This window comes from Microvirga sp. P5_D2 (assembly GCF_054049475.1).
Genome location: NZ_JBFUMH010000014.1, coordinates 1 through 22,093 on the forward strand (window position 1 = coordinate 1; position 22,093 = coordinate 22,093).

At 60.2% G+C, this 22,093-nt stretch carries 21 protein-coding genes, 1 tRNA gene and 2 pseudogenes; 7 read left to right on the top strand and 17 right to left on the bottom strand.

Annotation, left to right across the window (positions count from 1 at the left end):
• A pseudogene (locus tag ACXJKO_RS06860) lies at positions 1 to 151 on the bottom strand (IS6 family transposase); the annotation flags it as partial.
• Between the two features lie 291 nt (positions 152 to 442).
• Between ACXJKO_RS06860 and ACXJKO_RS06865 the strand changes: the two are divergent.
• From ACXJKO_RS06865 to ACXJKO_RS06875, 3 genes are all read left to right on the top strand, one after another.
• The gene (locus ACXJKO_RS06865; RefSeq protein ID WP_457090346.1) at positions 443 to 1,456 is read left to right on the top strand and encodes an ABC transporter substrate-binding protein; all 1,014 of its coding nucleotides are present in this window, start codon (positions 443 to 445) and stop codon (positions 1,454 to 1,456) included.
• A 112-nt stretch (positions 1,457 to 1,568) separates the two neighbouring features.
• Complete coding sequence (locus ACXJKO_RS06870; RefSeq protein ID WP_457090347.1) at positions 1,569 to 3,332, top strand: HAMP domain-containing protein; 1,764 nt, start codon at positions 1,569 to 1,571, stop codon at positions 3,330 to 3,332.
• Positions 3,333 to 3,502: 170 nt separating this feature from the next.
• Positions 3,503 to 4,480: an ABC transporter substrate-binding protein gene (locus ACXJKO_RS06875; protein ID WP_457090348.1), complete on the top strand. Its 978-nt coding sequence runs from the start codon at positions 3,503 to 3,505 to the stop codon at positions 4,478 to 4,480.
• A gap of 297 nt (positions 4,481 to 4,777) precedes the next feature.
• Here ACXJKO_RS06875 and ACXJKO_RS06880 read toward each other — a convergent pair whose 3' ends face one another.
• Positions 4,778 to 5,374 (bottom strand): IS5 family transposase, encoded by a 597-nt coding sequence (locus tag ACXJKO_RS06880; RefSeq protein ID WP_457090349.1) that lies wholly within the window; start codon positions 5,372 to 5,374, stop codon positions 4,778 to 4,780.
• Between ACXJKO_RS06880 and ACXJKO_RS06885 the strand changes: the two are divergent.
• A pseudogene (locus ACXJKO_RS06885) lies at positions 5,357 to 6,048 on the top strand (IS6 family transposase). The gene ACXJKO_RS06880 and the pseudogene ACXJKO_RS06885 sit on opposite strands and share 18 nt — an antisense overlap.
• A 91-nt stretch (positions 6,049 to 6,139) precedes the next feature.
• Here ACXJKO_RS06885 and ACXJKO_RS06890 read toward each other — a convergent pair.
• From ACXJKO_RS06890 to ACXJKO_RS06940, 11 genes are all read right to left on the bottom strand, one after another.
• Positions 6,140 to 7,429 carry an MFS transporter gene (locus ACXJKO_RS06890; protein WP_457090350.1) on the bottom strand — a complete coding sequence of 430 codons (1,290 nt, stop codon included), beginning with the start codon at positions 7,427 to 7,429 and terminating at the stop codon, positions 6,140 to 6,142.
• Positions 7,341 to 8,285, bottom strand: coding sequence for a bifunctional Delta(1)-pyrroline-2-carboxylate/Delta(1)-piperideine-2-carboxylate reductase (gene lhpI, locus ACXJKO_RS06895; RefSeq protein WP_457090351.1), 945 nt, complete (start codon positions 8,283 to 8,285; stop codon positions 7,341 to 7,343). The genes ACXJKO_RS06890 and lhpI overlap by 89 nt, the downstream gene beginning before the upstream one ends.
• A 30-nt stretch (positions 8,286 to 8,315) precedes the next feature.
• Positions 8,316 to 8,729: a Zn-ribbon domain-containing OB-fold protein gene (locus ACXJKO_RS06900; RefSeq protein ID WP_457090352.1), complete on the bottom strand. Its 414-nt coding sequence runs from the start codon at positions 8,727 to 8,729 to the stop codon at positions 8,316 to 8,318.
• Positions 8,726 to 9,877 (bottom strand): thiolase family protein, encoded by a 1,152-nt coding sequence (locus ACXJKO_RS06905; protein ID WP_457090353.1) that lies wholly within the window; start codon positions 9,875 to 9,877, stop codon positions 8,726 to 8,728. Before ACXJKO_RS06905 ends, ACXJKO_RS06900 begins: the two co-directional genes overlap by 4 nt.
• Before the next feature lie 7 nt (positions 9,878 to 9,884).
• The gene (locus ACXJKO_RS06910) at positions 9,885 to 11,105 is read right to left on the bottom strand and encodes a CaiB/BaiF CoA transferase family protein (protein WP_457090354.1); all 1,221 of its coding nucleotides are present in this window, start codon (positions 11,103 to 11,105) and stop codon (positions 9,885 to 9,887) included.
• A 58-nt stretch (positions 11,106 to 11,163) separates the two neighbouring features.
• A complete protein-coding gene (locus tag ACXJKO_RS06915; RefSeq protein ID WP_457090355.1) occupies positions 11,164 to 11,973 on the bottom strand; it encodes an ABC transporter permease in 810 nt (269 codons plus the stop codon).
• The gene (locus tag ACXJKO_RS06920) at positions 11,970 to 12,824 is read right to left on the bottom strand and encodes an ABC transporter permease (protein ID WP_457090356.1); all 855 of its coding nucleotides are present in this window, start codon (positions 12,822 to 12,824) and stop codon (positions 11,970 to 11,972) included. Before ACXJKO_RS06920 ends, ACXJKO_RS06915 begins: the two co-directional genes overlap by 4 nt.
• 91 nt (positions 12,825 to 12,915) lie before the next feature.
• Positions 12,916 to 13,989 (bottom strand): ABC transporter ATP-binding protein, encoded by a 1,074-nt coding sequence (locus ACXJKO_RS06925; protein ID WP_457090357.1) that lies wholly within the window; start codon positions 13,987 to 13,989, stop codon positions 12,916 to 12,918.
• Positions 13,990 to 14,021: 32 nt separating this feature from the next.
• A complete protein-coding gene (locus ACXJKO_RS06930; protein WP_457090358.1) occupies positions 14,022 to 14,345 on the bottom strand; it encodes a DUF4387 domain-containing protein in 324 nt (107 codons plus the stop codon).
• Position 14,346: 1 nt separating this feature from the next.
• Positions 14,347 to 15,690 (bottom strand): acyclic terpene utilization AtuA family protein, encoded by a 1,344-nt coding sequence (locus ACXJKO_RS06935; RefSeq protein ID WP_457090359.1) that lies wholly within the window; start codon positions 15,688 to 15,690, stop codon positions 14,347 to 14,349.
• 164 nt (positions 15,691 to 15,854) lie between these two features.
• The gene (locus ACXJKO_RS06940) at positions 15,855 to 16,808 is read right to left on the bottom strand and encodes a LysR substrate-binding domain-containing protein (protein WP_457090360.1); all 954 of its coding nucleotides are present in this window, start codon (positions 16,806 to 16,808) and stop codon (positions 15,855 to 15,857) included.
• A 107-nt stretch (positions 16,809 to 16,915) separates the two neighbouring features.
• Between ACXJKO_RS06940 and ACXJKO_RS06945 the strand changes: the two genes are divergently transcribed.
• Both ACXJKO_RS06945 and ACXJKO_RS06950 read left to right on the top strand, forming a co-directional pair.
• Entirely contained in the window at positions 16,916 to 17,962 is a 1,047-nt protein-coding gene (locus tag ACXJKO_RS06945; RefSeq protein WP_457090361.1) for an ABC transporter substrate-binding protein, read from the top strand.
• A 185-nt stretch (positions 17,963 to 18,147) separates the two neighbouring features.
• A complete protein-coding gene (locus ACXJKO_RS06950) occupies positions 18,148 to 18,303 on the top strand; it encodes a DUF3616 domain-containing protein (protein WP_457090403.1) in 156 nt (51 codons plus the stop codon).
• Between the two features lie 507 nt (positions 18,304 to 18,810).
• Here ACXJKO_RS06950 and ACXJKO_RS06955 read toward each other — a convergent pair.
• From ACXJKO_RS06955 to ACXJKO_RS06970, 4 genes are all read right to left on the bottom strand, one after another.
• Positions 18,811 to 18,883, bottom strand: a tRNA-Lys gene (locus tag ACXJKO_RS06955).
• Positions 18,884 to 18,929: 46 nt separating this feature from the next.
• Entirely contained in the window at positions 18,930 to 19,139 is a 210-nt protein-coding gene (locus ACXJKO_RS06960) for a hypothetical protein (RefSeq protein WP_457090362.1), read from the bottom strand.
• 225 nt (positions 19,140 to 19,364) lie between these two features.
• Positions 19,365 to 20,630, bottom strand: coding sequence for an amidase (locus tag ACXJKO_RS06965; protein ID WP_457090363.1), 1,266 nt, complete (start codon positions 20,628 to 20,630; stop codon positions 19,365 to 19,367).
• Complete coding sequence (locus ACXJKO_RS06970; protein WP_457090364.1) at positions 20,627 to 21,748, bottom strand: M20 family metallopeptidase; 1,122 nt, start codon at positions 21,746 to 21,748, stop codon at positions 20,627 to 20,629. Before ACXJKO_RS06970 ends, ACXJKO_RS06965 begins: the two co-directional genes overlap by 4 nt.
• 111 nt (positions 21,749 to 21,859) lie before the next feature.
• On the opposite strand from ACXJKO_RS06970, the gene ACXJKO_RS06975 reads away from it, so the two are divergent.
• Positions 21,860 to 22,084, top strand: coding sequence for a hypothetical protein (locus ACXJKO_RS06975; protein ID WP_457090365.1), 225 nt, complete (start codon positions 21,860 to 21,862; stop codon positions 22,082 to 22,084).
• Positions 22,085 to 22,093 lie beyond the last annotated feature (9 nt).

The following is a 22,093-nucleotide window of genomic DNA, read 5'->3' on the forward strand; positions in this document are numbered from 1 at the left end:
TCTCATGACTGAACAGGATGCCGCGGGCTGCGAGCATTTCCTCGACCATGCGCAGGCTCAGTGGAAACCGGAAGTACAGCCAGACGGCGTAGCTGATCACTTCAGGCGGGAAGCGGTGGTGAGCATAGCGGGAACGGCGGAGCGGTGTCATCCCTCACGTATGCCCCGATCCCGTCACCTTCGGGTTAATTTGACGGTGCCGATCGAACTGCTCGGCGAGTGAGAGCTTCGGAACACGGGAGGAAGCCGATGTGCCTCAACAATTTTACTTGCCTATGCTGCTCCTTGCGCGAATGCCCGATCATGCGTTTTCAACGACTGAGGAAGGCGACGCCCGGGGCCAAACCGGCCTTCAATTGCGTGATGTGACAACGCCTTCTTGGCTGTATACTCGGGCTTCATGCTCAACGCTCGTTGGGCTCCGGAACACGGGAGGAAGCCGATGTGCCTCAACCTGGTTCTCTGGTGCCGTCGCCGCGGTGATGGCACGCAGCGTAGCATCAGCATGAGGGTCCTGACTTGCCTGATTGCGCTCAGCTTCCCGGCATTGGCTGTTGCACAATCCCCTGTACCCCGCCCCCGCATTGGACTGCTCGCATGGAATGCCTGCGAGATGCCCGACCTGATCGCCGGTTTGACCGATCTGGGCCGCATCCCGGGTGAGAACATCACCATTGAATGCCGTTCAGCAGGGAAGCGGTATGAGGGATTCGCGACAGCTACGGCCGAACTGGTGCGGCTTCCGGTTGAGGTTATCGTCTCGGAATCCCAGCCGGCCGGCCACATGGCGAGATCGGTGACCACGACCGTTCCGATTGTCACGATCCTGAGCGGGGACCCGGTTGGTTCCGGATTGGTCCAGAGCCTGTCAAAGCCAGGCGGCAATCTGACCGGCTTGACCTATTATGCCACCGAGCTGACCGGCAAGCGCCTCGAGCTGCTGCAGGAGGCGGTTCCGGGGATCTCATCGGTTGGCGTGTTGGCGAACCCGGACGTCTCCTATCTTTCCTTCGAGGAGGACACGAAGCGAGCCGCGAAAGCCCTCGGCCTTGCATTGATTATTCGTCAGGTTCGCGAACCAGTCGAGTTGGCGGAAGCCATTCATCAGATGAAAGTGGATGGTGCCCAAGCGGTCTTCGTGCTGCCCGATCTGATGTTTGCGTCCGAGGCGAAACAGATCGCCGACTTGTCGCTGGCCGAGAAACTGCCTGTAATGGCCTGGGGCGGCTGGTTTACCGAACTGGGTGGACTCATGGCGTATTCTGCAGATTACAAGGCCCTTGTGCGCCGCCTCGCCATCTACGTGGACAAAATCCTGAAAGGTGGCCAGCCTGGCGATCTCCCGATCGAACAGCCGGCTCACTTTGAGGTGTCCCTCAATCTGCGTACCGCTCGCACCCTCGGCCTGAGGATCTCACCGGAGCTGCTCGCTCGTGCCGACAAGGTAATCGAGTGATGGTGATGCCGGTTGTCCAAGCATCACCTCTAAACCAGTGGCTCTCGGGGACCGAATTCCGGCGGACGGGCTACTGCCCGCCACCAGCGGGATAGATTGAGGTGCAAAGGCCATGATTAGGCGGCGCCTCCGGTTTCGTGGCCTCTTCCAGAAGTACTTCCTCGTGCTGTTCCTGGCTGTGGTTGTTCCACTTGCCGCCAATGGCATCAGCGAAGCTTGGTTTGGCTACCGGGATCAGCGGGCAAGACTCGACCAATTGCTTGGCGTTGAGGCGCGGTCGGCCACCTCAAAGATCCAGGGCTTCCTCGATGAGATCACCAACCAACTCGGTTGGCTCGTCCAGCTCCCCTGGACCGAGGAGCCGGACGAACGGCGACGGATCGATGCCCTGCGCCTGCTGCGGCAGGTACCGGCAATCGTCAGCCTGACCCTCGTCGATGGATCCGGGCGCGAGCGACTATACGTCTCGCGAATTGGCCTCAACCGGGCCGAGAGCCGCGCTGACCATTCCACTGAGCCGGCCGTGATCGGAGCGCGCTCGGCCCGTATTTTCTACGGCGAGGTCAGCTACTACCGCGGCTCGGAGCCCTACCTGACGGTCGCCCTTGCCGGCAACCGCCCGTCGGTCGGCGTGGTTGTGGCCGAGGTGAACCTCAAGCTGATCTGGGACGTGATCTCGGCCATCAAGGTTGGGGAGACCGGCTTCGCCTTTGTGCTGGACCGCCCAGGCCGGCTCGTGGCCCATCCGGACATCAGCCTTGTCCTGCGCGGAGCCGATGACGCCACGATGGCCCCATTCCGGGCAATCCGGGACGAGATTGTGCAAGCCGGCGCGGGGGTCGCAACCAGTTGGGATGCCCAGGGTAGTGCCGTTGCGGCCGCCGCACCGGTTGCTGGCCCGGATTGGACGGTCGTGGTCGAGCAGCCGCTCTCAGAGGCGTACAGGCCCATCTACGCTGCCCTGTGGCGGACCGGAGGTCTTCTTCTCATTGGCGCCGCCTTCGCAGGTCTGCTCGCCTACGCATTAGCCCGCCGGATGACAGCGCCGATCCGCCTGCTCAAGGACGGCACCGAGCGCATCGGTGCCGGACAATTCGACCACCGCATCGAAATCAAGACGGGTGACGAACTTCAGCGGCTGGCCGACAGCTTCAACGCCATGGCGGCCGGGCTGACCCTCTCGCAGGAGCGCCAGGAGCGCATTGCCAAGCTCAAGCGGTTCCTCGCACCACAGGTGGCCGAACTCGTCGACCGGATCGGCGACGACAGCGTGCTCGAAGGCCGCCGCACCGAGGTGGTGGCGGTGTTCTGCGACCTGCGGGGCTTCACCGCCTTCTCGGCAAGAGCCGCGCCCGAGGAGGTGATGGGTGTGCTCTCGGAGTACTACGAGGCGCTCGGCCAGATCATCACCAAATATGCGGCCACACTCACGAGCTTCTCAGGCGACGGCCTGATGGTGCTCGTCAATGCACCCGTGCCGGTCACGGAGCCGGCCCTGCGGGCCGTGGATCTGGCAGTAGAGATGCAGCAAAGCGTACAGGAGTTGATTGTTGGCTGGCGACACCGCAGTTACCGGATCGGGTTCGGCGTCGGTCTTGCCATGGGGGCGGCGACGGTCGGGCGGATCGGCTACGAGAGCAGATTCGACTACACGGCTATCGGCCGCGTCGTGAACCTCGCCGCCCGGCTGTGTGCCTCGGCAGAGGATCGGGAGATCCTGACGGATACGGCCGTCGCTGAGGCCGTGATGGGTCAACGCGCCGTGATCCCGTTCGGATCACGGCTCCTCAAAGGCTACGACGAGGAGCTCCCCGTCTTCGGCATCGTCTTCGAAGAGAGGCCTCACGCCGCCTCGTCCGGCGATCAACATGCGTGAGCGATCGCGGCCGGGTTCGGTCAAATTGGTTTCGTGATGGAGCCATTGCGGCTATGATGCCGCCAGGTGACCGAGGCCACAAAAGAATTCCAAGGTGACCCGATGATGGCGGTTGGAACCAGAGTCGATCTTTTGTTTCAAGCCCGCTTCCGCTCCAGGATGCTGGTCAGATGAGACGGCGTGATGTCCTGGGGTTGCTCGGTGCGGCGGTATGGCCCTACCAAGCACATGGGCAATCAGCGGCAACGCCGGTCATCGGGTATCTTGGCCCGGAGTCACCTGAGCCCTTTGCCAGTCGCCTCAAGGCTTTTCACGATGGTCTCGCCGAAAGCGGGTACGTCGAGGGTCGCAACGTGGCCATTGAGTATCGATGGGCGGAAGGCCAGTACAATCGATTGCCTGCGCTCGCGGCCGATCTGGCCAGTCGCAAGGTCGCCGTGATAGCCGCACCCGGCGGCGCCCCCGTAGCACTCGCGGCGAAGTTGGCGACGGCAACGATCACGATTGTCTTTGAGATGGGGGGCGACCCTGTCGCCCTCGGAGTAGTGGACAGTTTATCCCGGCCCGGGGGCAATCTCACAGGCGTGTCGAGCTTGAGCGTCGAGGTCTCGCGCAAGCGGCTGGAGTTCATGCACGAGTTGCTCCCAACCGCTTCTGCGTTTGCCGTTGCCATCAACCCAACCAGCCCGACAGCCAGTTCACAACTCAAAAACCTGAATGTGGCGGCTGACACCCTTGGGGTGCGGCTGCATCTCCTAAATGCCAGCACCGAACATGAGTTCGATGCTATGTTCTCAGCAGTCTCTCAGCTGCGGGCTGACGGCCTCGTGTTCAGCTCTGATCCCTATTTTGCATTCCGCAGTCAGCAGCTTGCTGGGCGGGCTGTTCGCTATGCCATTCCTGCGATTACCCAATCCCGCGACTTTCCCATTGCGGGCGGGCTGATGAGCTATGGAGGCGATTTTACGCAGTCGCACCGTCGCGCTGGTCTCTATGTCGGGCGAATTCTCAATGGCGAAAAGCCTTCTGATCTTCCGGTCCAGCTGGTCACCAAGGTCGAACTGTTCGTCAACCTGAACGCGGCCCATACCTTGGGCATCACCTTCCCGCCCTCACTGATCAGCGGCGCCGACATGGTGATCGAATGAAATTCGACGTATGGAAGAAGGATACGCCCATTGCCGATTCTGGCTCAGTTCAGGCAAAGAAACGCAGCCGTGCGGCAAACGATCTTTCCCCATTTGGCGGGACGCCGAGAGACCATGCGGCCCGGGAATCCCATTGGGATCTAGGATGCGCCTATCGTACACCTGAGGATGGGAGCGGGGGGTGAGCTTCACTTCTCAGCAGGCGAGGTCTGGCCTGTCACGTGCGTTTTCGCACGAGGGAGGCTGTGTTGCACGGATCGTGCTGGTAACCGCACTGAGCCCGGGCCAAGCCTTTACTTAAGCGATGCGGACGGTCTTCGGGCGTCCGAATTCAAGCATCCGGTTCAAGGTCTGAACTGCGATGGCGATCTCAGTGCCACGACGTCGGTTGGTCCGCGAGCGCAGTGCATCGCCGATCACTCGTTTAAGCCGGCTGATGGCAGTCTCTACCACAGCCCGACGCGTGTATCCGGACTGCTTCTGCCAGCCCATACGTCCATGCTCGGCGATGCTTTGGAGATGCCGGTCGCGCTGGGTTGGAGCGGTCGCCCCATCCTCGCTCAGCACTGCCGTTGATCGGGGTGGACCGATGACGTCAGCCTCAGGATGGCGCATGGCGACAGTATCGTAGACGTTGGCCTGATCGTAGGCTCCATCACCGATGAAAGATGCAAGCGGGATTGGGATCTGATCGAGCAGGGGCTCGACTTGCGAGCTATCGTCGACGTCATGGGTTGTCAGCTCTGATGCGAGGATTTGCCCGGTTCCAGCATCAACCCCGATGTGCAGCTTTCGCCAGTTCCGGCGCCGGAACTGGCGCAAACCCTTCAGTAACCGACTTCGGCCTACGCCTCCGGTCAGCTCCTGAGGTGCATGATGTTCAAAGGCCGTCATTTCGATCGTTCTGTGATCCTGCTCTGCGTCCGGTGGTATCTCGCCTACAGCCTAAGCCTGCGCGATCTTGAGGAGATGATGGCCGAGCGGGGTATCTTCGTCGACCACGCGACCGTCCACCGCTGGACCGTCCACTATGCCCCGCTTCTGTTGGAGCTGTTCAATCGGCGCAAGCGGCCGGTCACCGGCAAGTGGACGAGACGTATATCAAGGTGCGTGGTCAATGGCGGTATCTCTACCGCGCCGCCGACAGCAATGGAGACACGGTCGAGTTCTGGTTCAGTGAGCGGCGCAACCTCACTGCTGCCAAACGGTTCATTCGCAGAGCTTTCAAGCGGCATGGCCGGCCGGAGCGGGTCGTGATTGACGGCAGCCAGACCAACCGGGAGGCGATCCTATCCTGCGATACGACAGACCGGCTCCAGGATAGCTCAAAGCGCAAACTGAAGCCGATCCAAATCCGGCAAAGTGCTTACTTGAACAATCGCATCGAGCAGGATCATCGCGCCATCAAACGCCGTGTCCGGCCGATGCTTGGATTCAAGGCGATGGCATCCGCCCGGGGGATCCTGAGCGGTATCGAGATGGTTCACATGATGCGCAAACAGCAGGCGAGGTACGCCTGTAATCCGCAGCCGTCGGGCGCGCAGCAGTTTGACCGGCTCGCCGCATAAGCGTTTCAAAGAGTCTTAGCCTACCTTTTGGCCTCTTCAGAGTTTCCGACGCAACCGCCTATTCGAGGGCTACTTTACTCTGACCATCGCGTCAGAGGCGGCGTGGAAGGTAATGACAAAGGCTGGAGGCAAGCACCGTCAGCGCTCCCGCTGTAACGAAGACGGAAGACAGCGGAAGGACCATTAGCAGGATTGCAATAATGCCCGCTGGAGCGACCTGCGCCACGTCACGGTAGGTGTTGTAGATGGGTGTCAGCGCCATTCGCTGGTGTGGTCGGACGGCTCGTAGAAACGGCACGTTCCCCATTGCATCGATAGCGCTCATGGCAAACGCAGCGAATAATAACATCGCGACGCTTGCCTCAACCGAAGCTCCGGAGAGGAGGCCCGTTGCAATCGTTCCAATGCCGCTTGCTGCGTAGGCTCCGAGCAGCAGCCTCCGTATCCCAGTCCGTTGAGCAACCCACCTCCAGAACGGCGCCAGCACCAGCAATGCCGAACCGATCGAGATTATAAGTCCGCCCATTGACCCTCCCAGGCCGTGGCTGACAGCGAAAATCGGAGTGTAGACGATATATATGCACCACCACGACGCGCGTATCGCGGCGAGAAGCCAAGCCAAACGTAGCCGAGGTTGTGACAGAAACAGCCTGACCTCGGAATGCAACGCGCTCTTCAATGGCGCTGGCATTCGGGATTCGGAAACTGGCTTGAGCAGAATGATCGACACCGGCACTACGATGGCGCATGCGGCACTCAATGTCAGTGGGCTCCAGGCGCCGACATTCTCCGTTAGCCAGATACCCAGCCATGGTCCTAGACCATAAGCAATACCGGTGAGCAGGACACGGCGTGGCTCGAAAGCGGAAAGGCTCCGGCGCGGAACATATTGCAGGACATAAAGGCTCAGCACGGTCTCGAAGACGAGGACCATGAGAACATGGAGAGCCAGTCCCGCTGCAAGTCCAGGCAGTGTCTCGGTGGCGAGTGCCGCGGCAGAACCTATCCCGCCGATCGCGGCGGAAATGAAAACGGGCCAGCGGCCCAGTCGTAACAGAAGTTTCGGCAGGAATAGACTGACTGCGATCCCTATCAAGCTCGCAGCGAAGTAGAGCTCACTGACATGCTGCGCCGTTCCGAGGGTGTGGTAGGCCATGATCGGGATGAGCGCGATCACGGTGGTACGCGCCAAAACGGATAAGGCGGAAACGCAAACTAGTCCCCATTCGGGCGAAGCCGTAACAGACTTCTGGCGTCCAGACATTATTGCCCTGCGCTTTCCAGAGTGATTGTCAGTGCCCGGCACTGCGGACAAAGCACAACTCAGCTGCGACAAGATCCTCGAGTGAGCATCCGACAGACTTGAAAAGTGTGATTTCATCCAGCACTGAGCGCCCTGGGATATCACCCCGCGCCAGGTCGAAAAGATCACCCTGGATATCGTCCCTTTGCAGGGCTCCGCTGGCCATGGCCTGAACGATCTCTCCTGCTTCGGTCATAGCCCCTGCCCGAGTGTCCAGGAAGACACGTGCCCGACGGAGTGCTTCATCGTCGGCCTCCCGCATCGTCGGCGTGAACGCCCCGACAAGATCGAGGTGTGTGCCCGGCTGTAGCCAGGCACCGCGCACGAGCGGTTCGGTTGAAAGGGTGCCACATGAAACGATATGCGCCCTCCGCACTTCCTGCTCGAGATCGTTCGCGACGATCGCTTTGATCCCCTGCTCGGCCAATTGGCCAATCACGGCCTCGGCCTTGGTTCGATCGCGGCCCCAGATGGCAATTTCCTTGATCGGCCTCACCGCGGAGTGAGCCGCAGCGAGGTTCGGACTGAGCTTGCCCGTGCCGACAATGAGGAGCCGAGACGAATCCGGCCTCGAGAGGTAACTGGAGGCCAGAGCAGAGGCGGCAGCGGTGCGGCGGGCCGTCAGTTCGCTTCCGTCAAAAGTTGCGAGCAGCCGCCCATCCTTGGCGCTCATAAGCATGTAGAAGGATGTGACGGCCGGAAGCCCGAGGAGTACGTTGTCCGGGAAAACTGTTGCGGTCTTGAGGCCTATATTGCGGCCTTCACTCCATGCGGGCATCAGCAGCAGGGTCGCATCGCGGGCGTCCGGTACTGAGACCGTGTAGTGAGGCCGCGGAGGACTGTGGGCTCCGCGGCGGAATCCCTCCCGGAGAGCGTCAACCAGCGGCTGCCAGTCAAGATTTGCGATGATCTCGCTATTGGTGAAATGGCGCATGGTTTGGCTCTCGCAGGAACAGAAGGATGCTTAGGCTGCCAACCGGAATGTCGGCAATGGATATCGTGCAGCCTCGGGCATCGGCATGAGCTCGACGGCGCCGCCGCTCTCTACCGAGTTTGCGTCACTCGTGATGACGCGAGCCAGCATGTTGGCGCCTTCTTCGAGCGCAATCTCGGCCAGGATGATGGGCACCTCTTCATTGAAGGAAGGATGGTTGGGGCGCATGACGATGGAGAACGATACGATACGGCCGCGTCCCGATGCTTCCTTCCAAACGAGGTCGGTCGAGCCGGTATAGGGGCAGATCGGCCGAGGATAGAAGAACACAGGGCCGCCGGATTTGCTCTGCTGGAGCATCAGCCTGCCCTGGCGCCAAGCCTCGAGGAGCGGACGGTTGTCCTCGTCCTCAACGGGACGCGGATAATCTAGGGTTTCACTCATTGCACTGCCTCAAGGATGATGCTGCTTGCAGAAAGACCATGGCCGTAGCCTACCATTCCGTAGCCTGCGACGACGCCGCGCCGTGCATTCGCGACCTGCCTGTCGCCGCCTTCGCCACGCAACTGGCGCACAGCCTCGGTAACGCTCAGAAGCCCGCCGGCGATGCCGGCCTGACCGCACGAGAGCTGTCCGCCACCCGTGTTGAGCGGCAGCGTTCCGTCCCATGAGAAGGTGTTACTGGCCAGGAACTCGCTCACCTCGCCCTTCTTGCAGAACCCGAGATCCTCAAGCTGAATGGCGACCATGATCGGGTAATCGTCATAGGCCTGGACGAAACCCATGTCTTCCGGTCCATACCCGGCCTTCGCAAAGAGCTTATCGGCGAATGTCTCCCAGCCGCCCCGAAGCGGAGCGACCTCCATTGGAGGATGGTTGTGCCTCTCGAAACCCGAAAGGATGCGCACACCCTTGCCCGGCTGAGCACGGTCCAGGGTTGTCACCACGACAGCTTCCGCTCCAGCGCATGGCAGCACGCAGTCATAGAGACGGATCGGATCCGCGATGATGCGGGCGTTCAGGTAGTCCTCGATCGTCAACGGTCCGCGCAGGAGCGCATGCTCGTTGCGCTGTGCGCTTCGCCGCTGGTCGACCGAGATGCGTCCAAGATCTTCCCGGCGGGTGCCGTAGGTTTCCATGTGCTTGCGCTGGATGATCCCAAACAGGCCGTTCGCGCCGCCGAATCCCAGAGGCGTGCCATAGTTCCGCAGCCCACGACTGAAGTTGTCCATGAGCTTGAAGTGGCCGCCGACGTCATAATTGTCACCCGCGATGCACAATACGGTTGTCGCTTGGCCCGACTCGATAGCGTGCACAGCATTGATAATGCTTGCCACCGGACCGGCGCTCCCCGCAGTACCGAGATAGGCCCAGGACACGGAAAGTCCGAGCTGCTCGGCCGCAGTTACCGCGTTGTCGGGGTGCAACTCAAAAGAGYAGATGGCAAGGCCATCGACATCCTTGAAGGAAAGCCCGGCGGAGTCGAGCGCATTCTTCCCGGCCTCCGACAGAAACGAGAACAGCGTCCGTGTCGTCCGCTTTTCGTAGGCCGTCTGGCCATACCCCGCAATTCCGATACTACTGGTCGTCATATCAGCCTCAAATGATGTTAGCGCGCCGAAGCACTTCGATGTCGTCACGGGACAGGCCAAGCCAATTCCCGAACACCTCTTCGTTCGCCGCACCTGGGTCGCGGCCCGCCCAGCGAATGGACCCGGGCGTGTCGCTCAGCTTCGGCACAGGGGACGGCATGCGGATCGGGCCGAGATGCTCGTCGACGACGGTGCGGATAGACTCGCGCGCCGCGATATGTGCGTCCCCCAGAACATCCTCGATGTCGTTGATGCGTCCGGCGACGACCTTATGAGCCAGAAGTTTTTCCAACGCCTCATTTGTGTTCTGCGTGGCAAGCCACGCAGCAACCTCGGAATCGATCGCACTGCGATGCTCGACCCGATCCGCCATGGTTCCAAAGCGTGGATCGGTTTTGAGATCGGGACGGCACATGGCATCGACGAGGCCTTCGTATATGCGTTGCGACCCGCAACTGATTGCAATGCTTCCGCCATCGGCAGTCGGATACACGTTCCGCGGAACGTCTTCCTCCATCTGATTGCCGAGCAGTGGCTTCTTCTGGCCTGTCTGGTCATACCGCACGACGACCGACTCGATGATCCTCAGGAGCGGCTCGTAGAGCGCAACGTCAACGATCTGTCCGACACCCGTATGTTCGCGGCGATGAATGGCCGCAAGAGCGCCAAAGGCGCCAAAGACGCCGGCCATGTAGTCTCCCATCGGGAATGCCGACACCATCGGCCCCTTGTCCGGATGGCCCGTAAATGAGGCGAGACCGGAGAAGGCTTCGGCGACCGTCGCGTAGCCACCTTGACTCTTGTTCGGCCCCGTTTGTCCCCAGCCGCTCACCCGCACCCACACGATGCGAGGGAAGCGCTCACGCAGTTCGTCCGGTGACAGGCCCCAACGCTCAAGCGTTCCCGGACGGAAATTCTCGATGACGATGTCGCTCTCGCCGATCAGCTTCAAGGCCAAGTCACGTGCTTCAGAACGCGAGATGTCGAGCGTTATGACATGCTTGTTGCGTGCCATCGTCTTCCACCAGAGCGCGACGCCGTCCTTGTGGGGAGGCCACTCGCGCAAAGCATCGGGCTTGCCGGGTTTCTCGACCTTTACGACACGGGCGCCAAAGTCGGCCAGCATGGAACCGACGAAAGGACCCGCTAGCATCGAGCCAAGCTCGAGGACTTTCAGATCAGATAGCGCCCCTTCGGGCACAGATTCCGGGACTGTGTTCACTGTCATGATTGGCCTGCTGGATGCGGTGCGGGCACAATCCCGCACCAGGACGGAGACAAGTTCGCTATTTCTGATTGGCCGTCACCCGGTCGATCCCGACAAAGATGTCGAGGACGATAACAGCCACGATTGCGACGTATATGGTTGCGGCGGAAATAGCGGCCATCATCGGATCGACGGCATATTGGACGTAATTGAACAACTTAACCGGAAGGGGCATGAGGCTCGCGGTCGAGTTGAAGATGCTGAGCTCCACGTTGATCCAGGAGATGATCAGAGCAAAGAGTGCGCCAGCGACGATTCCAGGCTTGATGATCGGGAGCGTCACAAGGAAGAAGGTAGAGACGCCATTCCCGCCGAGATCCTGACTCGCCTCCTCCAGTGACTGGTCGAACCGCTCTAAGGACGCGAGAACGGTTCTCAGGATGTAGGGTACGATGATCACCACGTGCCCGACGAGCAATGCGAGATAGCTCCGCGCAAATCCAAGGGCGCTGGCATATTGCAGGAGAGCCGCCCCGACGACGATGGTCGGCAATATCAGAGGAGAAAGGAAGATCGTGCTGACGAGCTTCCGCCCTGGCAGGGTGCTCCGCGCGATGACCAGGGCGGCCGGGATACCAATGAGGGTCGCTATGGCGGTCGAGACAACGGCTATGGAGGCGCTCAGGCCGATCGATTCCAGATAGGATGTGTCGGCGAGGAACTGTTCGTACCAGCGCAGAGTAAACCCCACAGGCGGAAAGCTCAGATACTCGGTCTCGGTGAACGAGACCGCCACGATGATGATGAGCGGGAGCGTCAGAAAGATGAATCCAGCCCAGACAACTGCGATGAGAAGCAAGCGCCCGATGCGCTCAGAAAGGGTTGTCATGACTTAACCGCCTTTCTGGCTACGGGCTGCCGTTCGATGAAAAACAGGTAGAGTGCGATGAGAACGAGCGTGACGACGAGAAGTCCGACTGCAAGGGCCGCGCCGAAATTGAAGTCGAAGAGAGCGCCGTACTGCTCGAAGATCGACATTGCCATGACCACCGTCCGGCCGCCGCTCATGATGCTCGGCACCACGTACGCGCTGACCGCGAGAGTGAACACAATGAGCGATCCCGCGACAACGCCGGGGAGGCTGAGAGGGAATGTCACTCTCAGGAACGTTCCGAGTCGGCTTGTCCCCAGGTCCAAGGCCGCCTCGACCAGTGACTTGTCGATGGTTTGCAGAACACTTGCTACGGTCAGGACCATGAATGGGACGAGAATGTAAGTCAGACCGATGACGATGCTCAACTCGGTGAAGTGAAGGGGAATTGGGCGGTCCGCGAGGCCGAGGGTCACGAGAGTTGAGTTCACGAGGCCCTGTCGCCCCAACAGAATGATCCAGCCGAACGAGCGTACGATGTTGCTCGTGAAGAGGGGCATGATCACGAGAATGTAGCAGACGCGGCGACCCATACGGCTGCGCACGACGTTCACGATATAATAGGCGATCGGATAGCCGATGAGGAACGATGCAAAGGTCGACAGCAGCGAGAGTTTGAATGTTGTGTAGAGTACGCTCGGATAATAACTGTCGGCGAAGATCCGCCCATAATTCGAGAGGGTCCAGGCTCCCTCCTTGTCTTGGAAGCTAGCGACGACGACGACCAGAAACGGCACGATGAAGAAGGCCGCCATGAAGGCAAGAGGCACGCCAAGCAGGATAGCCGCCCAGAAGTTCTTGATCCTCATTGCCGCTCATCCGCTATTCGTGGGTTCCGCAGGATCGGGAGCCCTGAGGAGGTCTTCGGCTTCGGCTGCTTGCTCATCATGGCCATGGCCCTCATCGGGTCAGAACCTGGCCGCTGTCACGGTGCCAAGATAGGGTAATCGTTTCTCCCCGACCGTACTCAGGCCCTCCGACAAGCGCCGGGTGCTGGGTTACGAAGACCTGACCGCCTTCAGCCTCGGCGTAGATCCGTGTCGCATTGCCCACGAAGACCACATCGCTGACCTTGGCGCGAACGCTGATCAATCCATCTGTGGTTGGGGTTGATCCGGAAGCCAAGGCGATGGCCTCAGGCCTCAGCAGGTAGGTGGCGTTGGAACCGATAGGAGCCGAGTGGGATACGTTGAACTCCAGCGCACCGTTGTCGCTGACGAGGGTCCGCGTGCTAGAGACCTTACAGGCGATCAGGTTGGCATCGCCGATGAAGTCCGCCACGTAGCGCTCGGTCGGAGCATGATAAATATCACGACCTCGACCGATCTGGGCGATGCGCCCGGAATTCATGACGGCAATTCGATCTGCCATGACCAAGGCCTCTTCTTGGTCGTGGGTCACGAATATGAATGTTATCCCGAGCTTCTGCTGGAGCGCCTTCAACTCGATCTGCATCTGTTTACGCAGCTTCAGATCGAGGGCGCCAAGCGGCTCGTCCAGCAGAAGGACCTTGGGCTTGTTGGCGATTGCCCGTGCCAGTGCGACACGCTGCTGTTGCCCTCCCGAAAGCTGAGATGGGAAGCGATCGGCATAACCGGCCATACCAACCGTCGCGAGAGCCTCGTCTACGATCTCCGCAACCACTTTGCGGTCGACGCCGGATCGGCGCGGACCGAAGGCGACATTCTGGGCAACCGTCAGATGGGGGAACAATGCATAGTTCTGAAAGACCGTGTTCACGGGACGTCGATTCGGCGGGAGCCCCTTCATAGAACGTCCGTCGATGGAGACATCCCCCTCCTCGATGTCAATGAACCCGGCAATGGAACGAAGAAGGGTTGTCTTCCCGCACCCACTTGGGCCGAGCAAGGCAACAAACTCGCCCTTGGCGATCTCGATCGAGACATTGTCGAGCACGATCAAATCACCATATCGCTTGGTGAGTCGCTCCACCCTGATGAAGCCTTCTGACATCCGGTCGTTCCTCTGCATTGGTCCTCTAGGATCTACGAGACAGGGATCTGGAGGTTCATCAACGGAACATGGTGCTGACAGCCGTACATGTCTCCGTCACCCGCCGTTCCCTGGGCTCGCGGGCGGATGATAGTGATCTTCATCGCGTTAGCCATGTCGATCTCGAAGAAGGATGAGATCTGAGAGACATTGATCCCGTAAGCGGCGGCAACGCTCTGCGGATTGAGCGCTCCCGTTGAGCGCACGGCCTCATACCGATCCTTGTCCCGAAACAGGACATCGAACGTGATGCGGTATGGTCCAGCGTTCTTGCTGCGCACGATATCCGCGAGGTCCTTTAGGGGCCTAGAAGGCATATCAAAGATCCTCAAAATGCACTGGGAAAAGCTCAGTGGGCGATTCGACCTTCATCAGATGATAAGCGCTGAACTCATAGACGGGACCGATATCCAGATCCGACGGCGAGTACGGGAAGGCAAGATTGCCGGAGGTGTTCTTCACACTGGGGTAATGATAGTGCAGCATCGCGCCGCTGATCTGGTGGCATACCGCATGAGCCAAGGCTTGGTCCTTGGCTAGGACATCGATCACGAGACCGACCTCACGAGCCGGATTGGACTCTTGCTCCAGCTCCTTCATCACACCATCGCGGCCATAGACATGGAAGGTAATCGTCACATCTTCCTGAGCGAAATAGGCATGCGCCTTGGCCTTCACATCCTCCAGAATGCTGTCGAGCGCACCGACGGTCGTCGGGCAGCGGATTCCAGCAATGCAGATCGAACGATATCCAGCGAGCCTCGCGCCTTCGAGCTTTACGTAGTAATCCTCTGTATCGGTGATCTTCGCGCCGCGCACGCGGACCTGCCGGTCGCCGAGCTGTTCGAAGGAGCATTCCTTGAGTGAGATTTCGTGGCCAGGACCGCCCTGGGTGAATGGATTTTCGCGCTCGTAGAGAGAGTGCGCTGCAACCGATTTCACTGACGCACGCCTCTTCAGGCTACCGGGCTCTAGCACAAAGTGATCGTCGTGGATCGTACCGAGCATAACATCCATTGCGAACGGCTCTGCGGAGAAAGCCCCGCATTCGAGAATCTTCCCCATGTGGATGGCCAATGCGGGATCAGTGCCGCGCCAGATCGGATATGAGGCGATGACCGAGTCATCGCAGGCTCGCCCGGCAATGATCACGTCCGCGCCACCATCAAGGGCTTCACAGATCGGCTCATGTCCCATTTGGGCAACGAGACTGACCGTCTCATCAAGCATCTGCGCGGTTAGCGGCGTACCAGCCTCGAAATCCTGGACTTCACCTGCCTTGACCGCCTTCTTCGCCCGCTCAATGGGAATGTCAGAATAGATCCAAGCCAGCTTGAAGTTCAGCCCGAGGTCCTTTGCGATGCTGCGCACGATTGAGACCGTTCGGTCGACCTGCACGCCTGATCCTGCACCGCCGGCACTACCAACGATGACAGGAATATTGGCCTCGCGACCGGCCTGGATGAGCGCTGTCAACTCGCGCTTGATGCTTACATCTGATACCAGGGGCTTACCGGAGCCGAGATAGTGCGGACCAGGATCCGTCGATCCGGCATCGACCGCAATCACTGCGGGTCCGAGCGACATCCCGCGTGCCAGCGCATCGTCACCGAAACCATAGCCCAACGTTCCCGTTGGGGTGAGAACCGTAATGGTACCCATAATTCACCTCAAGGCAGACTGCCGATCAACTGAATGTCTCCCATCAAATACTTTGCTTATGCATTGGCTTGGTGTGGGAGATCTCGTCTGCATTGAGATCTGATAGAGGCGCTCCGTCAAATTCCTTGTTTGATCTCAGCCATAACCGGAGGATATGACCAAGCTCAAACGGTGATGATTGGCCTCAAAATCTTGTTGGCTCCAGGATTGCGAATTGACAGAGCCATCTCAGCCAGCCTCTCCGTCAGTCGTTTCTTGACGTGGGCAATAAGTGCTTTCGCTCCGAGAGATGTCTCCCGGAAGGATGGGGTGATGACCCAGATATCTTGAGTGATCGTGGGCGAGAAGGGTTTCACGATAAGCTCATCGGGCATGAACCCAACTGTACTGAGCGGGTCCACGACAGCGACACCTGCTCCAGCCGAAACAAAGGAACAGCAGGCCTCGGTGAGCTGCGCCTTCAAAACGATGTTACRATCAATACCGCGATCTGCGCACGCTTGATCAATCTTGACCTGGGCGCGATCTTCCTCGACGAGCGACACAAATCGTTCGCCCTCTAAATCACCTGCATCGACAATCGCCTGTTCCGCCAATCGATGGCCTGGCGGGAGCACGCAAACGGCCTCCATGGAACACAATTTCTCGAATTGTACCCCCGGGCGATCAGAGATGGTCATTCCAAAGCCAAGATCGACACCTTGGGAAGCAACTCTATCCACGAGAAGCCAGGAATTGCGGCTCGCTATCGTGACGCGAAGCGAAGGCTTAGTCTCGATAAATTCGGCAAGAATTGGCGGAAGGACGCGGGTGCCGAGAGATGGGAACGTAACAAGTTTGATCTCGCCATAGTCGAACTGCCGTATGGCTCGGGCACGCGCAGAAACGGATTCAACCCCGAGGAATACGCGCTCTACCTCGGAATAGAGCATCTGGCCTTCGGCAGTAGGAATGACGCCGTTTTTCTGTCGATGAAAGAGAGTGAAACCGCAACTTCGTTCTAGAAGATAGATCAGTTTGCTGACTGCGGGCTGGGAAAGATGCAGCTTTTCCGCCGCTCGTGTGAAGCTCCCCAGCTCCATGATCGCCTTAAAAGCTTCAAGTTGACGGACATTCATAGCTTCAGGTTATCTCAGCGRTTCGAATTTCGATTTGCCCTATATCAAAAGACATTTCCTCATAGCTCTTCCAGAGGCGACATGCAAAAAAGAAGGAGCATCACAGGATGATCACAAATACACGTAACGTATTGGCCGCAACGGTCCTGCTGACCAGCACTGCGCTGCCAGCCGTCGCGCAGGAATCCATCACAGTCGCGACCTACGGCGGCGAATGGGGCACGGCCATGCAGGCCTGTATCATCGATCCATTCACCCGCGACACTGGAATCCGGGTCGTCCCCGAACCGGGTGTTTCCGGCGTGACCTTAAGCAAGCTCCGTCAGCAGAAGGACAGCCCGACGCTGGATGCAGTTTGGCTTGATGGCGGCGTCTCCGAAATTGCCGCGACTGACAAGCTCCTTAAGGCGATAGATCCCGCCAAGGTCACTGCGGTCACCGGCCTCATCCCAGAGGGGACTTATAAAGACGAGTCGGGAGCGGTCTTCGCGGTCAGCACCGGCTTCTATTCGGTTGGTTTGGCTTACAGCACCAAGGACATCAAAGAGGCGCCCGCCTCGTGGCTCGATTTGTGGAAGCCTGAGTATGCGGGTGCAGTCACCTTCCCGAGTCCTTCAAACGCCATGGGCGTACCGTTCATCGTCCACCTGGCCGGCCTGGCTGGCGGCAGCGCCGAAAACGTCACGCCAGCCTTCGACAAGTTGAAGCAGCTGAAGGTCACCGCTTATTTTGACAGCGCGGGCGCGGGAACGAACTTGTTCCAGAGTGGAGAAGTCATCGTAGGAGCCCATTATGCCAATTCGGCATATGCTATGAGGGATCAAAAGCTTCCAATTGAATTCGTCGTACCCAAGGAAGGCGCCATCGGCGGTGACATCCGTCTTCATCTCGTGGCGAACAGCAAGAAACAGGAAGCGGCTGAGAAGTTCGTCAACTATGCGATCGGCAAGGATCCTGCAAAGTGCATGGCAGAGAGGATCTATGTCGGTCCGGCAACTTCGGGCGTAGAGTTAAGCGACAACGCCAAGCAACGCATGCCGTGGGGACCTGAGGGTTCGATCAAGAGTTTGGCATTGCCCGACTGGAACAAGATCAATGCAAACCGCGCAGCTATCATTGAGACATTCAATCGGAATGTAGCTCTGAAGAAGTGACTCCTGAGTCTAGGGAAAGGTGGCGCCGCCATCGGCTCTCATAGTGCCTTAGCTAGAAGGCAGGTCGGATTACATCCGGCCTGCCTGCGGACAAGGGTATTATATGTGTCACCTAGCGCACAGTCATCGTTGTCATTCATCAAACCGGCCTTCCGACCTATGCTCGGAAAGGACATCGATCCTCTATTACTCGCCATAACAGGCCTTTCCTGAGCATCCCATCTAAGGAGAATGGGTTCGACGTTGAAGGATTGGCAGTGCGTGAGGGCCGGATTTCGCCGGGTCTCCGCGGTCCCGTGCTGCGCGGCCATGCCGTGGTGCTCGATCCGAAGCTCCACTAGAAAGCGCCAGACCAGCTGAAGGCCCGTCGGGTTGACGGAGAGCAACGCTATCGCGAGCACCTGTTAGACACCCGCGGTCTGGGGGATCCGCGACATGCGGTGTGAGGGGGGATGATCTTCTCCTGCTAGTGGGACCGACAATGGCGCTGGGGGGATCCGCGTTCGTCTAACGGTGGCGGGATGCCGCTCACGATGAAGCCTCAGGCGTGATTGCTCCAGAGTGCACCGAGACTGTGGCCGAACTGCCCTATCAGCGGCATGCCGACAGCCCGGAGGGGATTGAACTCCGAACTCTGGCCTGAGGCTGGTGAGGTTGCCCTCTCGATCATCTACGGCGCCCCTGCCCCAGATTAGATGGGCCCTGATACGTTCACGGTAAGGACGGACGTGATTTGCCCGAGTCGAGCAGGACAAGGTCCGCGCTGAACGGAGCGCTTGGCTACCTATTGGCTACCTGGATGGAAACGGATCAGAGGGCAAATGTCAGTAACCCTTTGATCATGTTAGTGAGATCGCTGGGACTCGAACCCAAGACGCTCTGATTAAAAGTCAGAGCGTCTCTCGGTGGCCGAAAGATCCCACGAATGCGCTGCCTTTAATGCGCTGCCTTCATCAGGTTCTAGGAGCTAGCGGGGATTGCTGAAGAAGGTGTCCTCGGCCGCCAGATCGGCAATCAGCTGCGCCAGGGCTTGCGCGGCAGAGAGCAAGTCCTGCCGCTCGTCGTCCGTCAGCTGGCCAATCGGAGCACTCCAGCGTCGATCAGACATCGGGTTCTCGACCTCAGCCGTCTGCAGCAGAGGCCCGTTCTCATCCCAGCTCACGGTCAGCTTTGGCATAGGACAGCTCCTGGAGTCGTTGGCCTCCCAGCCAGTTGCCAACATTACCTGATCCGGCAGCGGGTGCGAACTGCTCCGTGCCACCTCTACCCGCCGGTGCGGCTATGGCGATCTTCGGTGGATTGGCACTTGAGCGTTCAAGTCACTCAAATCGATTGTAGTCATGGTTCGAGCTCCAAAACGGGAACGGCGGACCCGGCGAGGAGTCGTGGTGTGCTGCGGGCATCAAAGGCTCTGGCCGATGGCCGCTGACGCAGCCAGGGCGCGTCGGTCGTCGCCCCAGCGGCCGACCACCTGGATGCCGACAGGCATGCCTGAGGGGCCGGTCAAACCCGGCACGGAGATGCAAGGCACTCCCAAGACCGTCCACATCCGGTTGAAGACTGGATCGCCGGTGGCCCCCAATCCCTCCGGCGCCTCTCCAGGCGCGCTCGGAGTGAGCAGCACATCAAGCCCGTCCAGCACATCGCGGAAGCTGGCGCGCGACTCTGCCACCAGCGCTCTGGCGGCATCATAGTCCTCGGGCGCGGTGCGCGCGCCAGCCTCCAGGAGCTCACGCAGCTTTGCGCTGAGGTGGTCGGACGCAGTCAGCATCTCCGGCGCATGGGACCGCGCCGCCTCGAAGGCCATGATCGTCGTCTGTGCCTCCAGCAGGCCGCGCCACCGTTCGGGAAGGGCAACCTCGCCAACCTCCAGCCCGGCTGTACGCAGCCGTGCCGCGGCCTCGTTGAGCGCCGTAGCCGTGGCAGGTTCGGCCGCTTCCCACGCATGGGTTCGGGTCAGGCCGATCCGCGGGCGCAAACCCTCATCTGCGATGCGCAGATCTGGGCGGCCCGCAATTACGGAAGCAAAAAAGGCCGCGTCCTGGATGGTCGTTGCAAAAACCCCAACCGTGTCGAGACTGTCGGCAAACGGGCGTACGCCGGTACGGTCGATCAGGCCAAAGGTCGGCTTGTAGCCGACGCAGCCACAGAAGCTGGCCGGCCGGATGATGGATCCGGCCGTCTGTGTTCCGAAGGCCAATGGCACCATGCCACTGGCCACCGCCGCCGCCGAGCCCGAGGAGGAGCCGCCGGGGGTCCGGTTCGGGTCATGCGGATTGCGGGTCTTGCCGGGCTGGAAGTAGGCGAACTCGGTGGTCACCGTCTTGCCAAGGATCAGCGCACCCGCGTGCCGCGCCAGGGCCACGCAGGCCGCATCGCGCGGCGGCCGGAACGTCTCATAGAGCGCCGAGCCGTATCCCGTTGGCATATCCGTTGTATCGATGATGTCCTTGACCCCGACAGGAATCCCCTTCAGGGGACCGGAGCCGAACCGGTCCAGGTGCCGAGCCATGTTCAGTGCAGCGTCCATGTCGAGGTGCTGCCATGCCTGGACTCCAGATTCGCACGCGCTGATGCGCTCCAGGCAGGCGCGGACCAGAGCCTCGCTGGTGAGGCTCCCGTCAGCGATGCGTCGCGCGGCTTCAAGGGCGGTGGGAAGTCCGGTCATTTGCACCAATCCTCGATCATCCGGCCATAGGCCTCCACGGCTTGGTCGATGCGCGAGATGCGGCAGTACTCGTCCGTCTGGTGCGCCATGGCCGCCTCTCCAGGACCGAGGATCACCGTTGGCAGGTTGCCCATGGCTGGGGTCAGCGCTGAGGCGTCGGTGAAGTAGGTCGCCCCCTGCGGCACGGGCACTGCTCCAAGGAGTGGGGCCATGATCTCAAAGACCCGCCGGATCCACGGGTCCCCGGGATCAGTCCATACGGCTGGCACGTCGATGAGCGGTGAGATCTCCATCTCATCGCCCAGAAAGCTCCCGACCATCTCGCGCACGGAGGCATGTGCCTGTCCCGGCACAGTGCGGATATCGAGGCTCACTGCGGCATGGTCGGGAACCGAGTTGGTGTTCAATCCGCCATGGAAGGTGCCGATGTTCAACGTCGGCTGGCCCAACACCGCGTGCCGCTGCACATTAAAGTCAAAGTCCGTCAGCCTCACGACCGCATGCGCTGCTTTGATGACAGCGTTGTCTCCCTTCTCCGGCATCGAGCCGTGCGCGGTCACGCCCCGTGCGACGGCTTGCAGCCACAAGGCCCCCTTGTGGCCGATAAGCGGGGTATTGGATGTTGGCTCGGCAACAATCAGGGCACCGGCCGCGTCCAGAAGCCCCTGCTGCCGGCACAGATGGTAGGCTCCCTCCGATCCGGTCTCCTCGCCAGCGGTGATGATCAGCACCGCGCCGGGGCCTTTCTCCAGTGCAGAACGGTGGGCGATGCAGGCCTCGACAAAGGCAGCAACGCCGCCCTTCATGTCGCTGGAGCCGCGGCCATAGACCCGGTCGCCCTCGACATCGCCGCCGAACGGATCGACCGACCATGGCTGCAAACCAAGCGGCACCGTGTCCAGATGGCCGGTAAAGGCAAGCGGCAAGGCATCCCGGCCGCCGATGCGTGCGATCAGATTCGTGCGCCCCTCCCCAAACGGGATTGCCGTGACGGCAAAGCCATTCTCCTCCAGCCGCTTGGCCACGAGGGCTGCGCACTGAGCCTCATTGCCGGGAGGGTTGACGGTGTTCTGGCGGATCAGCGCTTGCGTAAGCGCGACAGCGGGTGAAGTCGTCATGGGCCTCGCTTTCTGAGAAGTTTTGCAAGGACCAGCTCACCGAAGAGCGGCTGGTCCTGACCGGGCACGGGTGGGATGCTAATTCGGTGTCGGCCGCGGCACCAGAGGCGCTTGGCTCGGCGCAGGGCCGTATCCTATGCCTCCAGATCCAACCCGTCGGCGCTCGTCACTGGCTTCCGCATCAGCCATGAGGCAGCCGAGGATGTCATCGAGAGCAACATCGTCGTCTCACCCAACCTGATGATCGTCAGTCACAACCTGAGCGCGGACATGCTTGAGCAGGTCTCGATCGAAGGGGCCAAGAGGGCCCAGGACGGTATGGTCCTGGAACTCTGACCTGGCCCG

Excerpts from the sequence above, each read along its gene's own strand:
- ACXJKO_RS06865 (WP_457090346.1), top strand. The coding sequence starts at position 443 with ATGTGCCTCAACCTGGTTCTCTGGTGCCGTCGCCGCGGTGATGGCACG.
- ACXJKO_RS06870 (WP_457090347.1), top strand. The coding sequence starts at position 1,569 with ATGATTAGGCGGCGCCTCCGGTTTCGTGGCCTCTTCCAGAAGTACTTC.
- ACXJKO_RS06875 (WP_457090348.1), top strand. The coding sequence starts at position 3,503 with ATGAGACGGCGTGATGTCCTGGGGTTGCTCGGTGCGGCGGTATGGCCC.
- ACXJKO_RS06880 (WP_457090349.1), bottom strand. The coding sequence starts at position 5,374 with ATGACGGCCTTTGAACATCATGCACCTCAGGAGCTGACCGGAGGCGTA.
- ACXJKO_RS06890 (WP_457090350.1), bottom strand. The coding sequence starts at position 7,429 with ATGAAATCACACTTTTCAAGTCTGTCGGATGCTCACTCGAGGATCTTG.
- lhpI (WP_457090351.1), bottom strand. The coding sequence starts at position 8,285 with ATGCGCCATTTCACCAATAGCGAGATCATCGCAAATCTTGACTGGCAG.
- ACXJKO_RS06900 (WP_457090352.1), bottom strand. The coding sequence starts at position 8,729 with ATGAGTGAAACCCTAGATTATCCGCGTCCCGTTGAGGACGAGGACAAC.
- ACXJKO_RS06910 (WP_457090354.1), bottom strand. The coding sequence starts at position 11,105 with ATGACAGTGAACACAGTCCCGGAATCTGTGCCCGAAGGGGCGCTATCT.
- ACXJKO_RS06915 (WP_457090355.1), bottom strand. The coding sequence starts at position 11,973 with ATGACAACCCTTTCTGAGCGCATCGGGCGCTTGCTTCTCATCGCAGTT.
- ACXJKO_RS06920 (WP_457090356.1), bottom strand. The coding sequence starts at position 12,824 with ATGAGGATCAAGAACTTCTGGGCGGCTATCCTGCTTGGCGTGCCTCTT.
- ACXJKO_RS06925 (WP_457090357.1), bottom strand. The coding sequence starts at position 13,989 with ATGTCAGAAGGCTTCATCAGGGTGGAGCGACTCACCAAGCGATATGGT.
- ACXJKO_RS06930 (WP_457090358.1), bottom strand. The coding sequence starts at position 14,345 with ATGCCTTCTAGGCCCCTAAAGGACCTCGCGGATATCGTGCGCAGCAAG.
- ACXJKO_RS06935 (WP_457090359.1), bottom strand. The coding sequence starts at position 15,690 with ATGGGTACCATTACGGTTCTCACCCCAACGGGAACGTTGGGCTATGGT.
- ACXJKO_RS06945 (WP_457090361.1), top strand. The coding sequence starts at position 16,916 with ATGATCACAAATACACGTAACGTATTGGCCGCAACGGTCCTGCTGACC.
- ACXJKO_RS06960 (WP_457090362.1), bottom strand. The coding sequence starts at position 19,139 with ATGCCAAAGCTGACCGTGAGCTGGGATGAGAACGGGCCTCTGCTGCAG.
- ACXJKO_RS06965 (WP_457090363.1), bottom strand. The coding sequence starts at position 20,630 with ATGACCGGACTTCCCACCGCCCTTGAAGCCGCGCGACGCATCGCTGAC.
- ACXJKO_RS06970 (WP_457090364.1), bottom strand. The coding sequence starts at position 21,748 with ATGACGACTTCACCCGCTGTCGCGCTTACGCAAGCGCTGATCCGCCAG.